Raw genomic sequence first — 16571 nt, forward strand, 5'->3', positions numbered from 1 at the left:
CTTCGGCAGCATCCACAACCAGGGATTTCGCCGAGATCGACTCAGGCATCGGAGGCCGGGGGGGCGAGACCGTCGGGGCCAAGCTCCGGGACCACGCCCGGGCCGGAGCGCCGCCCCGGTACGAAGCCACCGGCGGCCCAGCCGCCCCGCCTCCCCCAGCCGCCCCGCCGCCTTGTTGGCGGAGTGGTACATCTCCTGGCTGTACCACTCCACCAGGTATGGGCCGCTGCCTCAGCTGCTCCGGGTGTTGTAGCGGTTCATCGCCGCATCCAGGCCGTCGGTGATGATCGCCCGGGCGGCGTCGCCGGCTTCGCCCTCAGCCACCGCCAGGGCCTCGGCGGCAGCCTTGGGCAGCCGGTCGAGCACCCAGTCGATCGTCGCTTCCACCCGGGCCGGCTTCCCGACACCGATGCGCACCCGGTAGAAGTCCTTGGTCCCCAGCATCCCGGCGATCGAGTCCAGCCCGTGGTGGCCCGCCGTGCCGCCGCCCCGCTTCAGGCGGAGCTGGGCGAAGGGGAGGTCGAGCTCGTCGTGCAGCACGATGAGCTGGCCCGGGTCGATTTTGTAGAAGCGGGCGAGCGGCTGCACCGCCTGGCCGCTCTCGTTCATGTAGGTCGTCGGCCGGGCGAGTTTCACCGGCACGCCGTCAACGCGGGTCTCGGCCAGCAGCGCCCGGAACTTCGAGCGCCCGAGGGTGGTGTGCAGTGCGGCGGCCAGGCGCTCCAGGGCTCGCGCACCGGCGTTGTGGCGGGTGTGCTCGTAGCTGCGCCCGGGGTTGCCGAGCCCCACGATGAGCCAGGGGGTATCCATGGTCGGCGGCGACCGGGCGACGCCGGGGGAGCGCTACTCGGCTACGGGTTCGCCGGTCTCCACCTCGGCGGCCTCGGCGGCCTTGATGGCGTGCGGCTCGATGACGGAGAGGACGATGGCCTCCGGGTCGTCGTGCAGGTCCACGCCCCGGGGCGCCACGATGTCGGACACCCGCAGGTGGTCCCCGATCTGCAGCGCGGAGATGTCGGCCTCGATGGAGGTGGGGATGTCGCCGGGCAGCGCCCCCACCTTCAGCGCCCAGATGTGGTGCTCGATGACGCCGCCCTCCCGGATGCCCTGGCTCTCGCCTACGACCGTGACCGGCACCTCGGCGTGGGTCTTGACATCCCGGTCGGTGTTGACGAAGTCGACGTGCACGAAGTGGCCGCGGACCGGGTGCTTGACCACCTCTCGGACCATGGTGAGGTAGCTCTCGCCGCCCTCGACCTCGAGGTTGACCAGCACGTTGGCCCCGGCGGTGGTGTGCATCACCTGGCCGAGCTGCTTGGCATCGACCGCCAGCGAGACCGGCTCCATGCCCCGGCCGTACAGCACGGCGGGGACGCGGCCGCCCAGCCGGGTCTGGCGGGCAGGGCCCTTACCGGATCCGGAGCGCGTACGAGCACGAAGGGTGACTTCCATGAGCCCCGAGAGTATGCCAGAAAGCGCCGAGGGCCGCCGCTAGGGCGTCTTCGGTTCGTCGGCAGTCCCCGGGCGCCGGCGCTGGCGGCCCCGCTTGCGGTTCTCGGGCGGGATTGCCTCCTGGTTCTCGCCCTGGAAGATCTCTGACACCGACTCGTCCTGGAACACGGCCCGGATCGTGTCGGCCACGATCGAAGCGATCGACACCACCTTCACCTTGGACGGTGGGGGATCGGGCAGGGGCATGGAGTTGGTGACGATCACCTGGGACAGCGGGGACTCCTGCAGCCGCTGGATGGCCGGCCCGGAGAACACCGCGTGCGTGGCGGCGGCCATCACCTCGCTGGCGCCGTGGGTGATCAGGTGGTTCACCGCCGCCACCAGGGTCCCGCCGGTGTCGATCATGTCGTCCACCACCAGGCAGCGCTTGCCGGCGATGTCGCCCACCACGTCGAGCACCTCGGCGGACGCCGCCCCCTTGCCCTCGATCATCCGGCGCTTGCGCATCAGGGCCAGGGGGGCGTCCAGGTGGAGCGAGTACTTCTCCGCCACCCGCACCCGGCCTGCATCCGGCGCTACCACCACCAGGTTCTCCCGGTGGTGCAGATCCACGTAGTCGGCCAAGATGGGCAGGGCGGTCAGGTGGTCCACTGGGATATCGAAGAACCCCTGGATCTGCCCGGAGTGCAGGTCGATGGTGAGCACCCGGTCCGCCCCCGCCACCTGCAGCAGGTCGGCCACCAGCCGGGCCGAGATCGGCTCCCGGGCGAGCGACTTGCGGTCCTGGCGGGCGTAGCCGAAGAAGGGGATGACGGCGTTGATGCGGTGGGCGCTCGCCCGCTTCAGGGCGTCGATCATGACCAGCTGCTCCATGATCATCTCGTTGACCGGGTGGCAGTGGGTCTGGATGACGAAGGCGTCGGTGCCCCGGGCGGACTCCTGGAAGCGCACGTAGATCTCGCCGGAGGCGAACCGGTTGATGGCCACCTCGCCCAGGGCCATGCCCAGGTGGTTGGCGATCTCGCGGGCCAGGGGAAGGTTCGACGTCCCCGAATACAGCGTCGCCCGCTTTTTAATGCCGATTTCCATGCGGATCCCCCAGTCCCGGCGCCACTTTACCCGGCCCTCGGCCTGCGCTTCCTCACCGGCCGTGCCGGCGCCCCGACCACGACGGTGTCGGCCTCGACGTCCCGGGTCACCACGCTGCCCGCCCCGGTCATGGCCCGGTCGCCGACGGTCACCGGGGCTACCAGCATGGTGTCGGAGCCGATCAGCACCCCGTCGCCGATCACCGTCCGGGACTTCACGCCCGCCTCGCCGTCGTAGTTGCAGGTGATGGTCCCCGCCCCCACGTTGACGCCGGAGCCGATCTCGGTGTCGCCGATGTAGGACAGGTGGGGAACCTTCGACCCGGGCCCCACGGTCGAGCCCTTCACCTCGACGAACGACCCGGCCTTTGCCTTCTCGGCGAGGCGGGTGGCGGGGCGAAGCGAGCTGAACGGCCCCACCTGCGCCCCGGGGCCGATCACCGCCGAGCGCACCACGGCGAAGCTCACCTCGGCTCCGTCCTCCACCGTGGTGTCGATAAGCCGGGCCGACGGGCCGATCACGCACCCCTCCCCGACGACGGTGGCGCCCTCCAGGAAGGTCAGCGGCTTCAGGACGGTGTCGGGGCCCACCGTGACCAGGGCATCGACGTAGGTCACCGCCGGGTCCTCGACCGTCACCCCCGCGCCCATGAGGGCGTCGATCTTGCGCTCCCGCAGGTGCCGGGTGGCCTCCGCCAGCTGGCGGCGGTCGTTGACCCCCAGCACCTCGGACGGATCCGGCGCCCGGAAGGTGGCCACCCGGCCGCCGGCTTTGGCCAGCAGGGGGACGGCGTCGGGCAGGTAGTACTCGCCCTGGGCGTTGTCGGCGGTGACCTGGGCGAGGGCCTCGAACAGCGGCGCCCGCTCGAAGCACCAGAAGCACATCGAGACCTCGGTGATCTCCTTCTCCGCCGGGGAGGCGTCGGCCTCCTCGACGATGCGCAGCGCCCCGCCCGCCTCGTGCACGATGCGCCCGTAGCCGGTGGGATCGTCCAGCACGGCGGTGAGCGCGGTCACCGCCGCCCCCGCCCGCTCGTGCTCGGCGAGCTGGGCGGCCAGGGTCTCGCTCGTGATGAGCGGCGAATCGCCCGAGACGACGAGGACGGGGCCGTCGAAGCCCTCCAGGGCCTCCCGGCACACGTTGACGGCATCGCCGGTCCCCCGGGGTACGGGCTGCTCGACGAAGACGGCGCCGGGCTGGCGGGCCTGCACCGCGGCCATGACCGCTTCCTTGCCGTGGCCCACCACGACGATGAGGCGCTCGAGGCCGGGCAGCCCGGCGACCGCCCGCAGCACGTGGCCCACCAGCGGCTCGCCGGCGGCGGGGTGGAGCACCTTGGGCGTAGCGGCCGAGCGGAAGCGCTTGCCCAGCCCGGCGGCGAGCACGATGGCGGCGAGGCGGTTGTCCGGCACAGGCCAAGGATACGGGAGAGCGGGGTGGGTTGGGTTCCATGGAGCAGCGAGCTCCGGAGCCGCGATTCGAACGCGGATAGCGGGCTCCAAAGGCCCGAGTCCTGCCTGTTGGACGACTCCGGATAGAGCCGGCCCGATCATGCTACCCGCCGCACCCGCCGGCCCCGGTTACGCCCGGCGGGCGATCACCTCGGCTCCCAGCGGCGTACTGGCCACCACCTCCACCCGGTCGAAGGCGGGCTCCGCCCGGGCGGCGACCTCCTCGGCGTGCGCCTCGTCCCGGCACAGGCCCGCCAGGGTGGGCCCGCTGCCGCTCACCACCACCCGCAGGGCGCCAGCCGACCGGAGCCCCTCCGCCGGCCCCCGCAACCGGGGGGCCAGGTCGAACGCCGCCGCCTGCAGATCGTTGCGCAGCAACGGAGCCAAGGCCTTCGGGTGCCCGGCAGCGAGGGCCTCCACCAGCTTGTTCGGCCGGACTAGGCCCCCGGCGCCAACAGCGCCCCCCGCCCCATCCGCCGCGCCCACAGCGTCCTCCCCGACGCCGGGCTCCCCGGAGCTGGCGCCGCCCTCGACGGCCAGCTCGTCGAAGCGACGGTACACGTCCGGCGTCGCCAGGGGGAATGCCGAGATCCCCAGCACCCACCAGATCCGGTGCCGGCAGGGGAGCGGGCTGAGCCGCTCGCCCCGGCCCGTGCCCAGGGCCGAGCCGCCCCGCAGGCAGAACGCCACGTCGGAGCCGATCCGGCGGCACAGGGCCTCCAGCTGCCCCCGGGGGGTGCGGGACCCGTTGACCGCGTCGGCGCCCAGCAGGGCGGCGGCGGCGTCGGCGCTCCCCCCGGCCAGGCCGGCGGCCAGCGGGATCTGCTTCACGACACTCGCCGACAACGTCGGGCCGCGCAGCTCGGAGCGGTACAGGGCCAGTGCCGCGGCCACCAGGTCCGGAGCCTCGGGCAGCGGTCCCCGGAATGCCGGTCCGGCGGCGAAGGTCACAGACGGCTCCTCCGCCCGGGTGAGGGTCATGGTGTCCTCCAGGTCGAGGGACTGCAGCACGGTCACCACCTCGTGGTAGCCGTCCGGCCGCCGGGGTCCGACCGCCAGGAACAGGTTCAGCTTGGCCCGCGCCACCACCTCCACGCTCTGGGCGGGGGGATGCTCGACATCCAGGTCGGGAGCGACCCTCACGGTGCGACCCTCACGGCGCGGCCCTCACGGTGCGCCCCTCACGCCAGCGCCTGCGCCAGCGCCACGAAGGCCTCCAGGCTGAGCGTTTCGGCCCGGGCTCCGGGGTCGATCCCGGCCGCCACCAGCGCGGCCTCCACCGGCGGGACCGGCACCCCGAGCCCGGCGGACAACGCATTGCGCAGCATCTTTCGCCGCTGCCCGAATGCGGCGTGCACCACCCGCATCAGCTGCTCCGCGGGCACGCCAACGGGGCCGTGACGCACCAGGCGCACCAGGACCGAGTCCACGTCGGGCGCGGGCCAGAACACCGAGGCGGGCACCCGTCCGACGACGCTCCCCGACGCGTGGGCGGCCACCAGCACGCTCAGGGCGCCATAGGTTTTCGAGCCGGGCGCCGCCACGAGCCGCTGGCCCACCTCCCGCTGCACCATCACCAGGAGGTCCACCACCTCGGGCACCTCCTCCAGGAACCGGGTGATGAGCGGCGTGGCGATGTTGTAGGGCAGGTTGGCCACCAGCCGGTGCGGCCGTCCGGCAAGGAGGGGGGCGTAGTCCAGCGCCAGAGCGTCGCCCTCGACGATGGTGACGGTGGGCACCCCGCCCACCACCTCCCGGAGGGCAGCGATCACCCGCCGGTCGATCTCGACCGCCACCACCCGCTCGGCCTCGGCCGCCAGGGCCACGGTCAGCGACCCGGCTCCCGCCCCGACCTCCAGGACCGCATCGCCCGGCTCGAGTGCCGCCAGGCGCACGATGCGCCGGATGGTGTTCGGATCGATCACAAAGTTCTGGCCCCGCGCCTGCGACGGCTTGAAGCCGTGGCGCCGGGCAAGATCCCGGATCTGGGTGGCGGTGAGCGCGGCGCTGAGCGAGCCGGTGTCCATGCCCGCCAGCGTAGTTCCCGGGGCTACCTCACCACTGCAGCTTCACGCTGATGACCCCCGAGCCCAGGGACGACAGGTGCGAGAAGGCGGTCGGGGACAGGTCGATCACCCGGCCCCCGCCGGTGGACGGCCCCCGGTCGCGGATCACGACGTTGATCGTCCGGCCGTTCGACACGTCGGTCACCTTGACCACCGTGCCGAAGGGCAGCGTCGGGCTGGCGGCGGAGAGGCCCGCGGTGGCGTACCAGCTCCCGGCTCCGGACTGCGACCCGCCGTGCGACACGAAGGTGGGCTGGCCCGACCCGACGAGCGTCACCGCATCCCGCTCCGGCACGATGATCTTGGTGGCCGACAAAACGTCGGACATCAGCCGCCCGTCCTGGTAGGTCTTGGTGTAGTCCTTCTCCGTGGTCCCGTTGACCCCGGTCGAGGCGGTCGCCGTCAGGCCCATCTCCACCGTGTTCGAGGACTTGGTCACCTTCTTGTAGTGGATGGACACCACCGTCGACGTCACCGTCTGGGTCACCCGGTACACCCGGATGGTCGTGCCGCCGGTCAGCGGGGTGGCGGGCGCCGGGCTCACCTTGTCCAGGCTGCTCAGGTGGATGGCGGACCCCTGCAGCATCTGGCCGACGGTGCCCGCCGTGGTCGTGACCAGGTTGGTCTGCCCGTCGTGTACGACCCATACCGTGACCGTCACCACCGGGGCCGGTGCCACCGGTGCGGCGGCGGGCGCCGCGGTCGTGGTGGTGGCCGGGCTGCCCGGGTCGGCAGGTGAGGCAGCGGCCTGGATTGCCGCCTGGCCAGCAGGCCCTCCCCCGGCGGCTGGGCCCGGTGCCGGGGCGCGCGCGGCTGCACCGACCGTGCCCTCTTCCCCGGTAAGGGCCATGGACGCCACGCTCGACGCCCCCCGAGTACGCGTGGCGTTCCTGTCGGCGAGGGTCGCCCTGCCGTCAGCGTGCAGGTACCCGGCGGTACCGGCGGCGACGAGCAGGGTGAGCAGTAGCCGTACAGCTCCCCGCACGCCGGCACCGTACCAATGGCCACATTGGGAAATCAACCCAGCCAAAGGGCGGCAAGAGGCCGAAGGCTGCGACGGTGAGGAGGGTGCGAAGGTCTAGTTGCCGAGCAGATCGGAAGGCAGGCCAAAGGCGGCGATGGTGTTGGCCATCGAAGCCTGGGCCACCTGCTCCGGCGGCACACCGACCGCCGCCGCGACCGCCTCGCCCACCGCCACCACCCACGCCGGCTCGTTCGGTTTGCCGCGGTGCGGCACGGGCGCCAGGTACGGGGAATCGGTTTCCACCAGCACCCGGTCGAGCGGGACCACCGCTGCCGCCTCCCGCAGCAAGCCGGCATTCTTGTACGACACGTTACCGGCGAACGAGATGTAGCCCCCCAGCGCCAGCCCCCGCTCGGCGTCCGCCGGGCCCCCGGAGAAGCAGTGGAAGATCAGGCGCTCAGGCGGCCCGACCTCCTCCAGCGTGGCAAACAACTCGTCGTGTGCGTCCCGCATGTGGATGACCACCGCGGCGCCCAGATCCCTCGCCAGCGCCAGCTGGCGGCGGAAGGCATCCCGCTGGGCATCCCGGGGCGAGAGGTCCCGGAAGAAGTCGAGGCCGATCTCGCCGATGGCCACCACCCGGGGCTGCGCCGCCAGCCCGGCAAGGGCGGCCAGGGTGTCCCCGTCCAGGGTGGTGGCGTCGTGCGGGTGCACGCCGACGGCCGCCCACACTGCCGGGTTCGCCGCCGCGATTGCTGCTGCCTCCCGGCTGGACGCCAGGTCGGTGCCGATGGTCACCATCGCCACCACGCCGGCCTCGCCGGCCCGCGCCACGGTTGCCGCCACCGGCCCCTCGATCGAGTCGAGGTGGCAGTGGGCGTCGATCCACGCCGTCCCCACCGGCGCACCGCCTCCAGCCACCTCAGGGCTCCGCCGGCGTCTCGGCCTCGACCGTGGCCTCGACCCGTGGGAAGATCCCCGCCCCCCGGTGGACGGTCGTTCCCGGGGCCAGATCGGCCCACAGCAGCGCTTCGGCCAGCGGGCGTTCCTCCGGGCCGAGGCCGAGCTGCTCGCGGATCCGCCGGCAGGCCGCCGGCATGGCGGCGGCGAACAGCACCGAGCACCACCGGATCGACTCGCACACCGAGTACAGCACCGTGGCGAGCCGTTCCCGCTGCTCGGGCTCCTTGGCCAGCTTCCAGGGGGCTTCGGCGTTGATGAAGAGGTTGGTCGCCCGCACCAGACCCATGGCCGACTCCAGGGCCCCGCCGAGGTCCAGCGCATCGACCCCGGCTGCCATCCCGTCGGCGGCGGTCTGGGCCGCGGCGGCGAGGTCGGCGTCGGCATCCCGCGCCGGCCCCGGGGAGGGGACGGCACCGTCGAAGTAGTTGGTCACCATCGCCAGCGCCCGGCTCACGAGGTTGCCGAGGTCGTTGGCCAGGTCGGCGTTGTAGCGCGCCACCATTGCTTCCCACGAGAACGCCCCGTCCTGGCCGAAGGTCCCCTCCCGCAGGAAGTGGTAGCGGTACCCGTCGGCGCCGAAGGTGTCGATGAGGGTGTGGGGCGAGATCCCGGTCAGGTTGGTCTTCGACATCTTCTTGCCCCCGACCGTCAGGTAGCCGTGGGCGAAGACGTGGCGGGGCAGCGGGAGGCCCGCCGCCATCAGCAGAGCGGGCCAGATCACCGCGTGGTGGCGCAGGATGTCCTTGCCGATGAAGTGGTAGTCGGCCGGCCAGCACGCCTCGAACCTGGCTTCGTCCGAGCCGTAGCCCACTGCGGTGATGTAGTTCTGCAGCGCGTCCACCCACACGTACATGACGTGCGCCGGGTCCCACGGGATGGGGATGCCCCACGAGAACGACGTCCGGCTCATCGACAGGTCCTGCAGCCCGCCCCGCACCAGCGACACGACCTCGTTGCGCCGGCTCTCGAGGGCGACAAAATCGGGCTGCGCCTCGTAGAGCGCCAGCAGCCGGTCGGCGTAGGCCGACAGCCGGAAGAAGTAGTTCTCCTCCTTCAGCATCTCGACCGGGCGCTCGTGGATCGGGCAGCACCCATCGACGATTTCCGACGGCTGGTAATAGGTTTCGCACGCGACGCAGTACGGGCCCTCATAGGTGCCGAGGTACACGTCCCCCTGGTCGTAGAGCTGCTGGGCCAGGCGCTGCACCGGCTCGATGTGGCGCGCCTCGGTGGTGCGGATGAAGTCGTCGTAGGAGATCTCCAGGCGGCTCCAGACCTCTCGCCAGCGGGGCACGACCTGGTCGGCCCAGGCCTGCGGCTCGATCCCCCTGGCCGCCGCAGCCTGGGCCACCTTCTCGCCGTGCTCGTCCGTGCCGGTCAGGAAGTGGACTCGCTCGCCCCGCATGCGGTGCGTCCGCGCGATGAAGTCGGCAGCCACGGTGGTGTAGGCGTGCCCGATATGGGGAACATCATTGACGTAGTAGATCGGGGTTGTGAGGTAGAACGTGTTCTTAGGCATGGGCGCGGTCCTCGTTCCTCCCGCCGGAGCCGGGGCGCCTTCCAAGGGCCTGAAGAGGGCTCTAGGAAGGTCCAAAGGCGGGGATCAGCGATATTATCGGTCAATCCAGATGGGCGGCGGGGCAGGATGAGAAGTACAGGGATGGCTCGCAAAGTCGACGAGCTCGGCCGGGTGGTACTCCCCTCCGAGATCCGGAAGTCCTTCGGGATCCGGGAGGGCGACTACCTCGATATCTCGGTGGACAGCGACCGGATCATCCTGGCCAAGCGCCAGACCACCTGCGTGTTCTGCCACTCCTCCGAGGACCTCAAGGAGTTCCGGGACCGGATGGTGTGCGCCTCCTGCATCGGCGAGCTCTCAGGCAGCTCCGACGACGGGGCGGCCTCCTGGGACCTGTTCGCCGAGCCCGACGCCTGACCGAAGCAGACCCACCGGCGCAGCCCCGGAGTTCTGGGGAAATTTTTCCGTCAAAAACACGGCAAAGAGTCCCCAGAACCTCGCCGGCCGTTTAGTCCCCGACGCTAGCCCCCGGCTCACCCCTCCTCCAGCAGGCCCTCGTACACCGCCCGCCGGGGCACGCCGTGCTGCGCCGCCGCCTGCGCCGCCGCCCCGGACTTCGGCGACCCCGCCGCCACCAGCTCCCGGGCGAGGGCCACCGCCTCCTCCAGCGCCCCGGGGGCCTGCGGCGCACCCTCCACCACCAGCGCCACCTCGCCCCGGAGCTCCTCGCCCGCGACCCCGGCGGCCAGTTCGGGCAGCGGTGCCCGCCGGACCTCCTCGTGCAGCTTGGTGAGTTCCCGGGCCAGCGCAGCCCGCCGGGGGCCGAGGACGTCCGCCATTGCCGCCAGCGTGCCCGCCACCCGGCTCGGGGCCTCGAAGAAGACCAGGGTCCGGTCGTCGGCGGCCAGCGCCTCCAGGCGCCGCCGACGCTCCCCGGGCTTGCGGGGGAGGAAGCCCTCGAAGGCGAAGCGGGCGGTGGGGAGCCCGGAGGCGACCAGGGCCGCCAGCACGGCCGAGGGGCCGGGCACCACCTCGACCGCGATGCCCGCCGCCAGGGCCCCGGTGATCAGGTGGTAGCCCGGGTCGGAGACCGCCGGAGTGCCGGCGTCGGTCACCAGGGCCACGTGCTCGCCCCGCTCCAGCCGGCCCAGCAGCTCCTTGGTGCGGGCCGGCTCATTGGCGTCGTGGTAGGAGACCATGCGGGCGTGCAGCCCGTGGGCGGACAGCAGTTTCGCCGTCCGCCGGGTGTCCTCGGCGGCCACGACGTCCGCCTCGCCCAGCACCCGCAGCAGCCGGAGGGACACGTCCTCCAGGTTGCCGATCGGCGTGGCGCACACCGACAGCCGCCCGGTCCCCACCGCCGCTACGAGACCCGCTGCAGCGTGGTGCCCGCCACGATGCCCAGGCGGGCGGCCTCGCCCTCGGCCAGCTCCAGGATCCACTTCGCCTTGAGCACCAGGGGCCCGATGCGCCCGGGCGCCATGGTGGCCACCCGGATGACCAGGTTCCTGGCCGACAGGTACACGACGTCGATCGTGAAGTGCATGCCCACGGTATGGACTTCCTTCGCCCGCAGCAGCATCCCGGTGGCGGGCGGCAGCCCGCGCTGGCCGAGGAGGCCCTGGAGGCTGGAGAGCCCCCTTGCCTCGATGAGGCGGATGACCACGGTGTCGGGTCGCTCGGGATCGATGAGAGGCATGGGAGGCTGTCTATACTGCCCGAGGGCGGTCATGCACGCAGGTGTGCATGCCTTCGTGGGTGAGGGGGAGTCCGTCGGCCGAGGAGTCTGAGGCACCAGAGGCGCCCCCCGGGGAGCCCACCGGCTCCGCCCCCCCGGCCCCGTGGGACGTCGCCTTCGACGAACTGCCTGACGCCGCCCCGAGCCTGGCTCCCCCGCGGGCCGCCCCGTGGCGCCGCGCCCCGGCCTGGGCACGCATCGACTGGTTGCTGCTCGGTGTCATCACGGTCCTGGGCGGGGTGCTGCGCTTCGTCCGGCTGTCCTTCCCGCACGCCATCGTCTTCGACGAGACCTACTACGCCAAGGACGCCTGCCTGTACCTGAACCGGGGGATGGCGTTCTGCAAGACCGCCCAGGCCACCGAGCAGTCCTACGTCCACCCGCCGCTCGGCAAGTGGATGATCGCCATCGGCGAGCGGCTGTTCGGCTACAACTCCTTCGGTTGGCGCTTCATGCCGGCGGTGTGCGGCACCGCCATGGTCGTCATCGTGTTCTGCATCGGCCGCAAGCTCTTCGGCCGCTGGGGGGCCGCCCTGGCCGGCCTGCTGGTGGCCACCGACTTCCTGCTGATCGCCCAGAGCCGCATCGCCACCCTGGACATCTTCGTGGCGTTCTGGGTGGCGCTCGGCTTCCTGTTCGTCGTGCGGGAGCGGGAGCGCATCCTCACGCTGAAGGAGCGGGGCGAGGGGCGCCTCGACCTGCGCTGGCGGGTGGCGGCCGGGCTGTGCTTCGGGGCGGCCGCGGCGTGCAAGTGGTCGGGCGTCTACAGCCTCGCTGGCGCCGGCCTGATGATGCTGGTCTGGAGCGTGGCCTCGTCCCTGCGCATCCGCCACCGAAACCTGGCCGACGGGGTCCCGCCCAGGGCGCCCGGGCCGGTGGCCGAGCTCCACGCCACCGTCCTCGGGGTCGCCATCCCGGCGGTGGCCGCCTACCTGGCGAGCTACCTCGTCTGGTTCAAGGACCACCAGTGGTCGCCGTCGGCCTTCTACCGGTTGACCAACAGCATGTGGCAGTTCAACGTCACCCTCCACGCCAAGCACCCCTATGCCTCCAAGATGTGGACGTGGCCGCTCGTCATCCGGCCGGTGGCGTACTACTTCCAGCAGGTGACCGTCCATGGGGTCCTGAAGAACGAGCACATCCTGGCCTTCGGCAACCCCGCCACCTGGTGGGCGTCGATCGCCGTCTTCGTCTACCTGGTCATCCGGGCGGTGCGGCGGAAGTACGGGGCGGAGCGCCTGATCCTGAACGGGTGGCTGTTCGCCTACGTGCCCTGGATCGCCGCTTCCCGCACGTCGTTCTTCTTCTACATGACGCCGGTGGTGCCGTTCATGATGCTGGGGCTCACGGATGCGCTCCTGGACTTCGCCCGCTGGGCCCGCCGGGCGGCGCCGGCGCACGCCGAGGAGCCCCACCACCGGGCACTGGCGGCCCGACTCCTCGACCGCTGGGGAGCGGGCGTGGTCACCCTCTACGTGGTGGCGGCCTGCGGCGTGGCGCTTTGGTTCTGGTACCCGGTGATCACCGGCGTGGCCATCCCGGTCCCCTGGTGGCAGATGCGGATGCTGTTCAACCGCTGGATCTGAGCCCCGGGGGCTCTACACCTGGGCCCGCCGGCAGTCGGCTGTTTACCGCTTGCGGGCGTACTTGCCCATCAGCTGCGCCTGGCCCAACACCTTGCCGGACAGGGCGTAGGGGACGTCGTCCCGGGGGCTGGCGCCCTCGCCGAGCCCGCTCGGCTCCTTGATCGCCAGCAGCGTGAAGATGAAGCGGTGGTACCGGCCGACCGGCGGGCACGGGCCGGCGTAGTCGATGCGGCCGTAGTCGTTCTTGCCGCACACCGCCCCGGCCGGGGCTTTCCCATCGAGGATGCCCTCGGCGGCGGGGTCGATCCCGAAGACCGCCCACTGCACCAGGGTGCCGCCCGGGCTGTCGGAGTCCTCGAACAGCAGGACCAGCTCGGCTGTCCCTTCGGGGAGGTCGGACCAGGTGAGGACCGGGGGGACGTTGTCGCCGTCGCAGGTGCACCGGGCGGGGAAGTTGCCGCCGTGGGTGTACTCGGAGCTTGTGAGCGTGAGGGCCATACCGCCGGATGCTACCAGCAGCCAGCGGATACACCGGCGGGGTGGGGAGGTGGGGCCTGCCTGGGGGCCGCCACCTCCCGCCGCCCGCCGCGAACTGGCGCACGCCCGGCCTCCGATCCGGGCAGGTCGAACCGGGGGGGACAACCCCCCTGGTGGTGGGTGGTGCACGGGGGACCGCCTACGCGGTCAGGTACGGGTCGATCAACACGCCCAGCTGCAGGGTGAGCATCTGCATCCAGGCCTTGCCGACGCCCGCCAGGGCTCCCGGGTCGCCCAGCTCCCCGAAGGTCGCCGCCCCCTCCGGCGACAGGGCGATGGTGTTGAGCGCGGTCATCACCCGCATCTCCACCCACCCCATGAGGGCGATGGTGAGCTGCGGCGGGATCTCGACCGTCGGGTGCGTGCCGCCCCCCGTCACGTGGGCGTTGGCCACCTTGCGCAGGTAGTCGCCGAACTCGCCTTTGGACTGGTAGGGGTCCGCCGATGTCCGGATCCACCACGCCTTCAGCGTCTGCTTGCGCTGGGCGAGGTGGTCGGACTCCGAGAAGAAGCCCGCCGACTCCGGGCGGCTCAACAGGTAGCTGTACGCCAGCGAGATCACCCCACTGGCCGCCGGGGCCAGCAGCGCCCCGGTCTCGCCCAGGATGCGGCCCTCCGCCATGCCGAAACCGGCGAGTTCAGCGAACGGGTGCAGCGCCGCCTGGTGCTCGAGGGTGTAGTCCTTCGGCCCGGCCGGGTGATCGTCCAGGACGGGCTCGAGCATGATCCCGAGCTGCAGCATCAGCTGGTCCATCCAGATCCCGCCGACGCCCGACAGCGTGACGGTGTCGCTCACGTCGCCGAGGTAGGTGAGGATCTGGCCCTCCAGCCAGGCGATCATCCCGACCAGCATCTGGGGCGGGATGGCCGCGGAAAGCCCGGGGAGCGTCGTCCCGCCGCCGACGTGGGTCAGACCCCGGAGGGAGTCGGCGAAGGACTCGTCGAACGGTCCGGTGCTGGAGTGGGTCAACCACTCCTCGATCGCGTCCAGATCGACGCTGAGCCCCTCGATGCCCATCTTCGGGAACTGCCGACGGACGTAGCGGGCGATGGCCTCGGCGATCGATTCGGTGAACACCTCGAGGTCCGAGCCGACCTCGGCCAGCATCGTGGCCTCGCCCGGGCCGAAGTTGGCGAAGTCGGCCAGGGGGTGGAACCCCGGGGTCACCAGGGGCGCCGCCGGGATGAGGGCGGCGAACCCCGTCGGCGCTGGCGGCACCTCAGGAGTCATGCGGGTGCGGAAGGCTTGTGCCATGGCGGGAACTCCCTTCTGGCGAGGGGCACACGTGTGCCCCCGCCGTTGTGCTGGGACCGGTCCCGCAGTAAGCTGATTGCCAGTCGGGGCTGCCCTGCGGGGCCGGCCTAGATTGCGAAGGGTCCGTCTGGCCGGGCGGACCCTTCTCCATCTCGTCACCGCCAGCCTAGGGACCGGGAGTTACAGCCCGGTTACCGCACGGTGAATCCTGTGCGACAACTCTGCGTTCCCCCGGGCTGCCCGGGGCTGCCCGTGCGGGCCACCCGCGGGGCTCCGGGCGGGCTATCTGCGCCCGCGAATGGGTGATCGAGCGCCTCGGGTGCCCGGCCGATCCACCAAGAGACATGAACGCCAAGCGGCTCGCGCCGATGGTGATGGTGCTGGGTGGCATCGGCTGGGTGCTGGGGCACGCAGTGCTGCCGGCGGTCGCCCAGGCCGCCCCCGCTCCGCCCGCCTCCTGCTTCGTTGCCGCCATCAACAGCGCCCGGGCAGAGGCCGGCCTCCCCGGCCTCGCCACCGATCCCGGCGTTGGGGCCACGGCCGCCGCCCACTCCACCGAGATGGCCGCCGCAGGTGACATCTTCCACAACCCCGACCTCGCCCATGCCATGCCCAGGGGGTGGGCCGAGGCGGGCGAGAACGTCGGCATGGGGCCGAGCTGCGCCACCGTCGCCACCGCGCTCTTCCGCTCCCCGGAGCACCGGGCCAACATCCTCGACTCCACCTTCAGCGTCGTGGGGGTGGGGGTCGCCGAGGGCCGGGACGGCACCGTCTACGTGACCGAGGACTTCCTGGGAGGCCCCACGCCCGCTTCCTGATCCGCGGCCGCCAGCCCTGTCAGCACCCCTACCCCGCCCCGGCGGGGTTTTTGTTTCTCCTGAATCTGCCAGTTTTCCCCACAATGGGTGAGGTCCGGGCCTAGTCCCCGGGCGGCGGATCGGGCCGCCGGCGGGGCCCGCAACCCTGCCCGGGGGCCGGGGGAACCCGGTCCCGTGCCTGGACGATCCGGTCCCACGGTGCAGGGAGTCCCCCGCGACCCCCCTGGACCCCCGTGGGATCCTCCGCGGGGGGGCCGGTTCGTGATCCCACGGCACCATGCGCGGCATCCCCCAACCAGACTGATTCGCTCGGTGCAAATCCCGCGCCAACGCGCCATGGAGATGCGGGGACGCGCTGCCGATCCTTCAAGTGCAACACCCGAAAAAGGCAAAGCAGGGGTGACCCTGCGACGCAAAGTCATGGACCTCCCGGGCCCCGCGTGAGCGGAAAGCGGAAGGCCGCCAGACCGCCGAAGGAGGAAGCAGATGAGGACGCCAGCCGTCCGAGGCCTCATGGTCGCCGGGGTGATGGGTGCCATGGTGGTAGGTGGGGTCGCCGCCCCCGCATCGGCCAGCACGAACGATCCCTCCTGCTTCGTCGCCGCCATCAACACCGCTCGCGGCTCGGCCGGGGTCGCCAGCCTCGCCACCAACGCTGCCCTCGCCCTCATCGCCCAGACCTGGTCGGGATCGATGGCGGCCGTCGGGCAGATCTCCCACAACCTGAACCTCCCCAACCTGGCCCCGTCGAACTGGATTGCGCTCGGCGAGAACGTGGGCGTCGGCCCCTCGTGCGACTCCCTGGCGCAGGCGTTCATGAACTCGCCCGAGCACAAGGCCAACATCATGAACCCGGCCTACTCCAGCGTCGGCGTGGGCGTTGTGATCACCGCCGACGGCACCGTGTACGTCACCGAGGACTTCATGGGGACCGGCAGCCCGGCGCCTGCCCCAGCGCCGAAGCCGGCCCCCGCCCCGGTGACCCCGCCCGCCCCGGCCCCCAGCCACACGACCCCCCCGGCCCCCGTCCCGGTGCCAGTGGTTGTCCACACCACCGCTCCGGCCCCCAAACCGGCCCCCAAGCCAGCCCCGGTGACCCCGGCCGGGGGGGGGGGGGGGGGGGGGGGGGGGGG

Annotated in this window: 17 protein-coding genes and 1 riboswitch; of the genes, 4 read left to right on the plus strand and 13 right to left on the minus strand. The window is 71.9% G+C overall.

What is annotated here, in order from left to right; genetic code table 11:
* Nucleotides 1-231: 231 nt before the first annotated feature.
* From pth to metG, 9 genes are all read right to left on the minus strand, one after another.
* On the minus strand, nt 232-810 hold the full coding sequence (gene pth, locus VFW71_08960) for an aminoacyl-tRNA hydrolase (protein ID HEU5002895.1): 579 nt from the start codon (nt 808-810) through the stop codon (nt 232-234).
* 33 nt (nt 811-843) lie between these two features.
* Nucleotides 844-1452: a 50S ribosomal protein L25 gene (locus VFW71_08965; GenBank protein ID HEU5002896.1), complete on the minus strand. Its 609-nt coding sequence runs from the start codon at nt 1450-1452 to the stop codon at nt 844-846.
* Nucleotides 1453-1491: 39 nt separating this feature from the next.
* Nucleotides 1492-2541 carry a ribose-phosphate pyrophosphokinase gene (locus VFW71_08970; protein ID HEU5002897.1) on the minus strand — a complete coding sequence of 350 codons (1050 nt, stop codon included), beginning with the start codon at nt 2539-2541 and terminating at the stop codon, nt 1492-1494.
* 26 nt (nt 2542-2567) lie between these two features.
* Nucleotides 2568-3953, minus strand: coding sequence for a bifunctional UDP-N-acetylglucosamine diphosphorylase/glucosamine-1-phosphate N-acetyltransferase GlmU (gene glmU, locus VFW71_08975; protein HEU5002898.1), 1386 nt, complete (start codon nt 3951-3953; stop codon nt 2568-2570).
* Between the two features lie 168 nt (nt 3954-4121).
* The gene (gene ispE / locus VFW71_08980) at nt 4122-5135 is read right to left on the minus strand and encodes a 4-(cytidine 5'-diphospho)-2-C-methyl-D-erythritol kinase (protein HEU5002899.1); all 1014 of its coding nucleotides are present in this window, start codon (nt 5133-5135) and stop codon (nt 4122-4124) included.
* A gap of 38 nt (nt 5136-5173) precedes the next feature.
* On the minus strand, nt 5174-6019 hold the full coding sequence (rsmA, locus tag VFW71_08985) for a 16S rRNA (adenine(1518)-N(6)/adenine(1519)-N(6))-dimethyltransferase RsmA (GenBank protein HEU5002900.1): 846 nt from the start codon (nt 6017-6019) through the stop codon (nt 5174-5176).
* 28 nt (nt 6020-6047) lie between these two features.
* Nucleotides 6048-7043 (minus strand): RlpA-like double-psi beta-barrel domain-containing protein, encoded by a 996-nt coding sequence (locus VFW71_08990; GenBank protein ID HEU5002901.1) that lies wholly within the window; start codon nt 7041-7043, stop codon nt 6048-6050.
* 93 nt (nt 7044-7136) lie between these two features.
* Complete coding sequence (locus VFW71_08995; GenBank protein ID HEU5002902.1) at nt 7137-7922, minus strand: TatD family hydrolase; 786 nt, start codon at nt 7920-7922, stop codon at nt 7137-7139.
* A 22-nt stretch (nt 7923-7944) separates the two neighbouring features.
* Nucleotides 7945-9504: a methionine--tRNA ligase gene (gene metG / locus VFW71_09000; protein HEU5002903.1), complete on the minus strand. Its 1560-nt coding sequence runs from the start codon at nt 9502-9504 to the stop codon at nt 7945-7947.
* Nucleotides 9505-9645: 141 nt separating this feature from the next.
* Here metG and VFW71_09005 point away from each other — a divergent pair, with 141 nt between their 5' ends.
* The gene (locus VFW71_09005) at nt 9646-9921 is read left to right on the plus strand and encodes an AbrB/MazE/SpoVT family DNA-binding domain-containing protein (protein ID HEU5002904.1); all 276 of its coding nucleotides are present in this window, start codon (nt 9646-9648) and stop codon (nt 9919-9921) included.
* A gap of 116 nt (nt 9922-10037) precedes the next feature.
* Here the strand turns inward: VFW71_09005 and rsmI are convergent, their stop codons facing one another.
* Nucleotides 10038-10862 carry a 16S rRNA (cytidine(1402)-2'-O)-methyltransferase gene (rsmI, locus tag VFW71_09010; GenBank protein ID HEU5002905.1) on the minus strand — a complete coding sequence of 275 codons (825 nt, stop codon included), beginning with the start codon at nt 10860-10862 and terminating at the stop codon, nt 10038-10040.
* Nucleotides 10863-10867: 5 nt separating this feature from the next.
* The gene (locus VFW71_09015) at nt 10868-11203 is read right to left on the minus strand and encodes a DUF192 domain-containing protein (protein HEU5002906.1); all 336 of its coding nucleotides are present in this window, start codon (nt 11201-11203) and stop codon (nt 10868-10870) included.
* 59 nt (nt 11204-11262) lie between these two features.
* Between VFW71_09015 and VFW71_09020 the strand changes: the two genes are divergently transcribed.
* Entirely contained in the window at nt 11263-12828 is a 1566-nt protein-coding gene (locus tag VFW71_09020; GenBank protein HEU5002907.1) for a phospholipid carrier-dependent glycosyltransferase, read from the plus strand.
* A gap of 42 nt (nt 12829-12870) precedes the next feature.
* Here the strand turns inward: VFW71_09020 and VFW71_09025 are convergent, their stop codons facing one another.
* Together VFW71_09025 and VFW71_09030 are read right to left on the minus strand one after the other, a co-directional pair.
* Nucleotides 12871-13326, minus strand: a complete 456-nt coding sequence (locus VFW71_09025; GenBank protein ID HEU5002908.1) for a YbhB/YbcL family Raf kinase inhibitor-like protein — start codon at nt 13324-13326, stop codon at nt 12871-12873.
* A 178-nt stretch (nt 13327-13504) separates the two neighbouring features.
* Nucleotides 13505-14620 (minus strand): protoglobin domain-containing protein, encoded by a 1116-nt coding sequence (locus tag VFW71_09030; GenBank protein HEU5002909.1) that lies wholly within the window; start codon nt 14618-14620, stop codon nt 13505-13507.
* A gap of 344 nt (nt 14621-14964) precedes the next feature.
* Between VFW71_09030 and VFW71_09035 the strand changes: the two genes are divergently transcribed.
* Both VFW71_09035 and VFW71_09040 read left to right on the plus strand, forming a co-directional pair.
* Nucleotides 14965-15438 (plus strand): CAP domain-containing protein, encoded by a 474-nt coding sequence (locus VFW71_09035; protein ID HEU5002910.1) that lies wholly within the window; start codon nt 14965-14967, stop codon nt 15436-15438.
* A gap of 377 nt (nt 15439-15815) precedes the next feature.
* Nucleotides 15816-15913, plus strand: a riboswitch (cyclic di-GMP riboswitch).
* 11 nt (nt 15914-15924) lie between these two features.
* Nucleotides 15925-16571: CAP domain-containing protein (locus VFW71_09040; protein HEU5002911.1), on the plus strand; the 647-nt coding region annotated here is incomplete at its 3' end.

The sequence above is a fragment of the Actinomycetota bacterium genome (assembly GCA_035765775.1).
GTDB lineage: Bacteria > Actinomycetota > CADDZG01 > JAHWKV01 > JAOPZY01 > DASTWV01.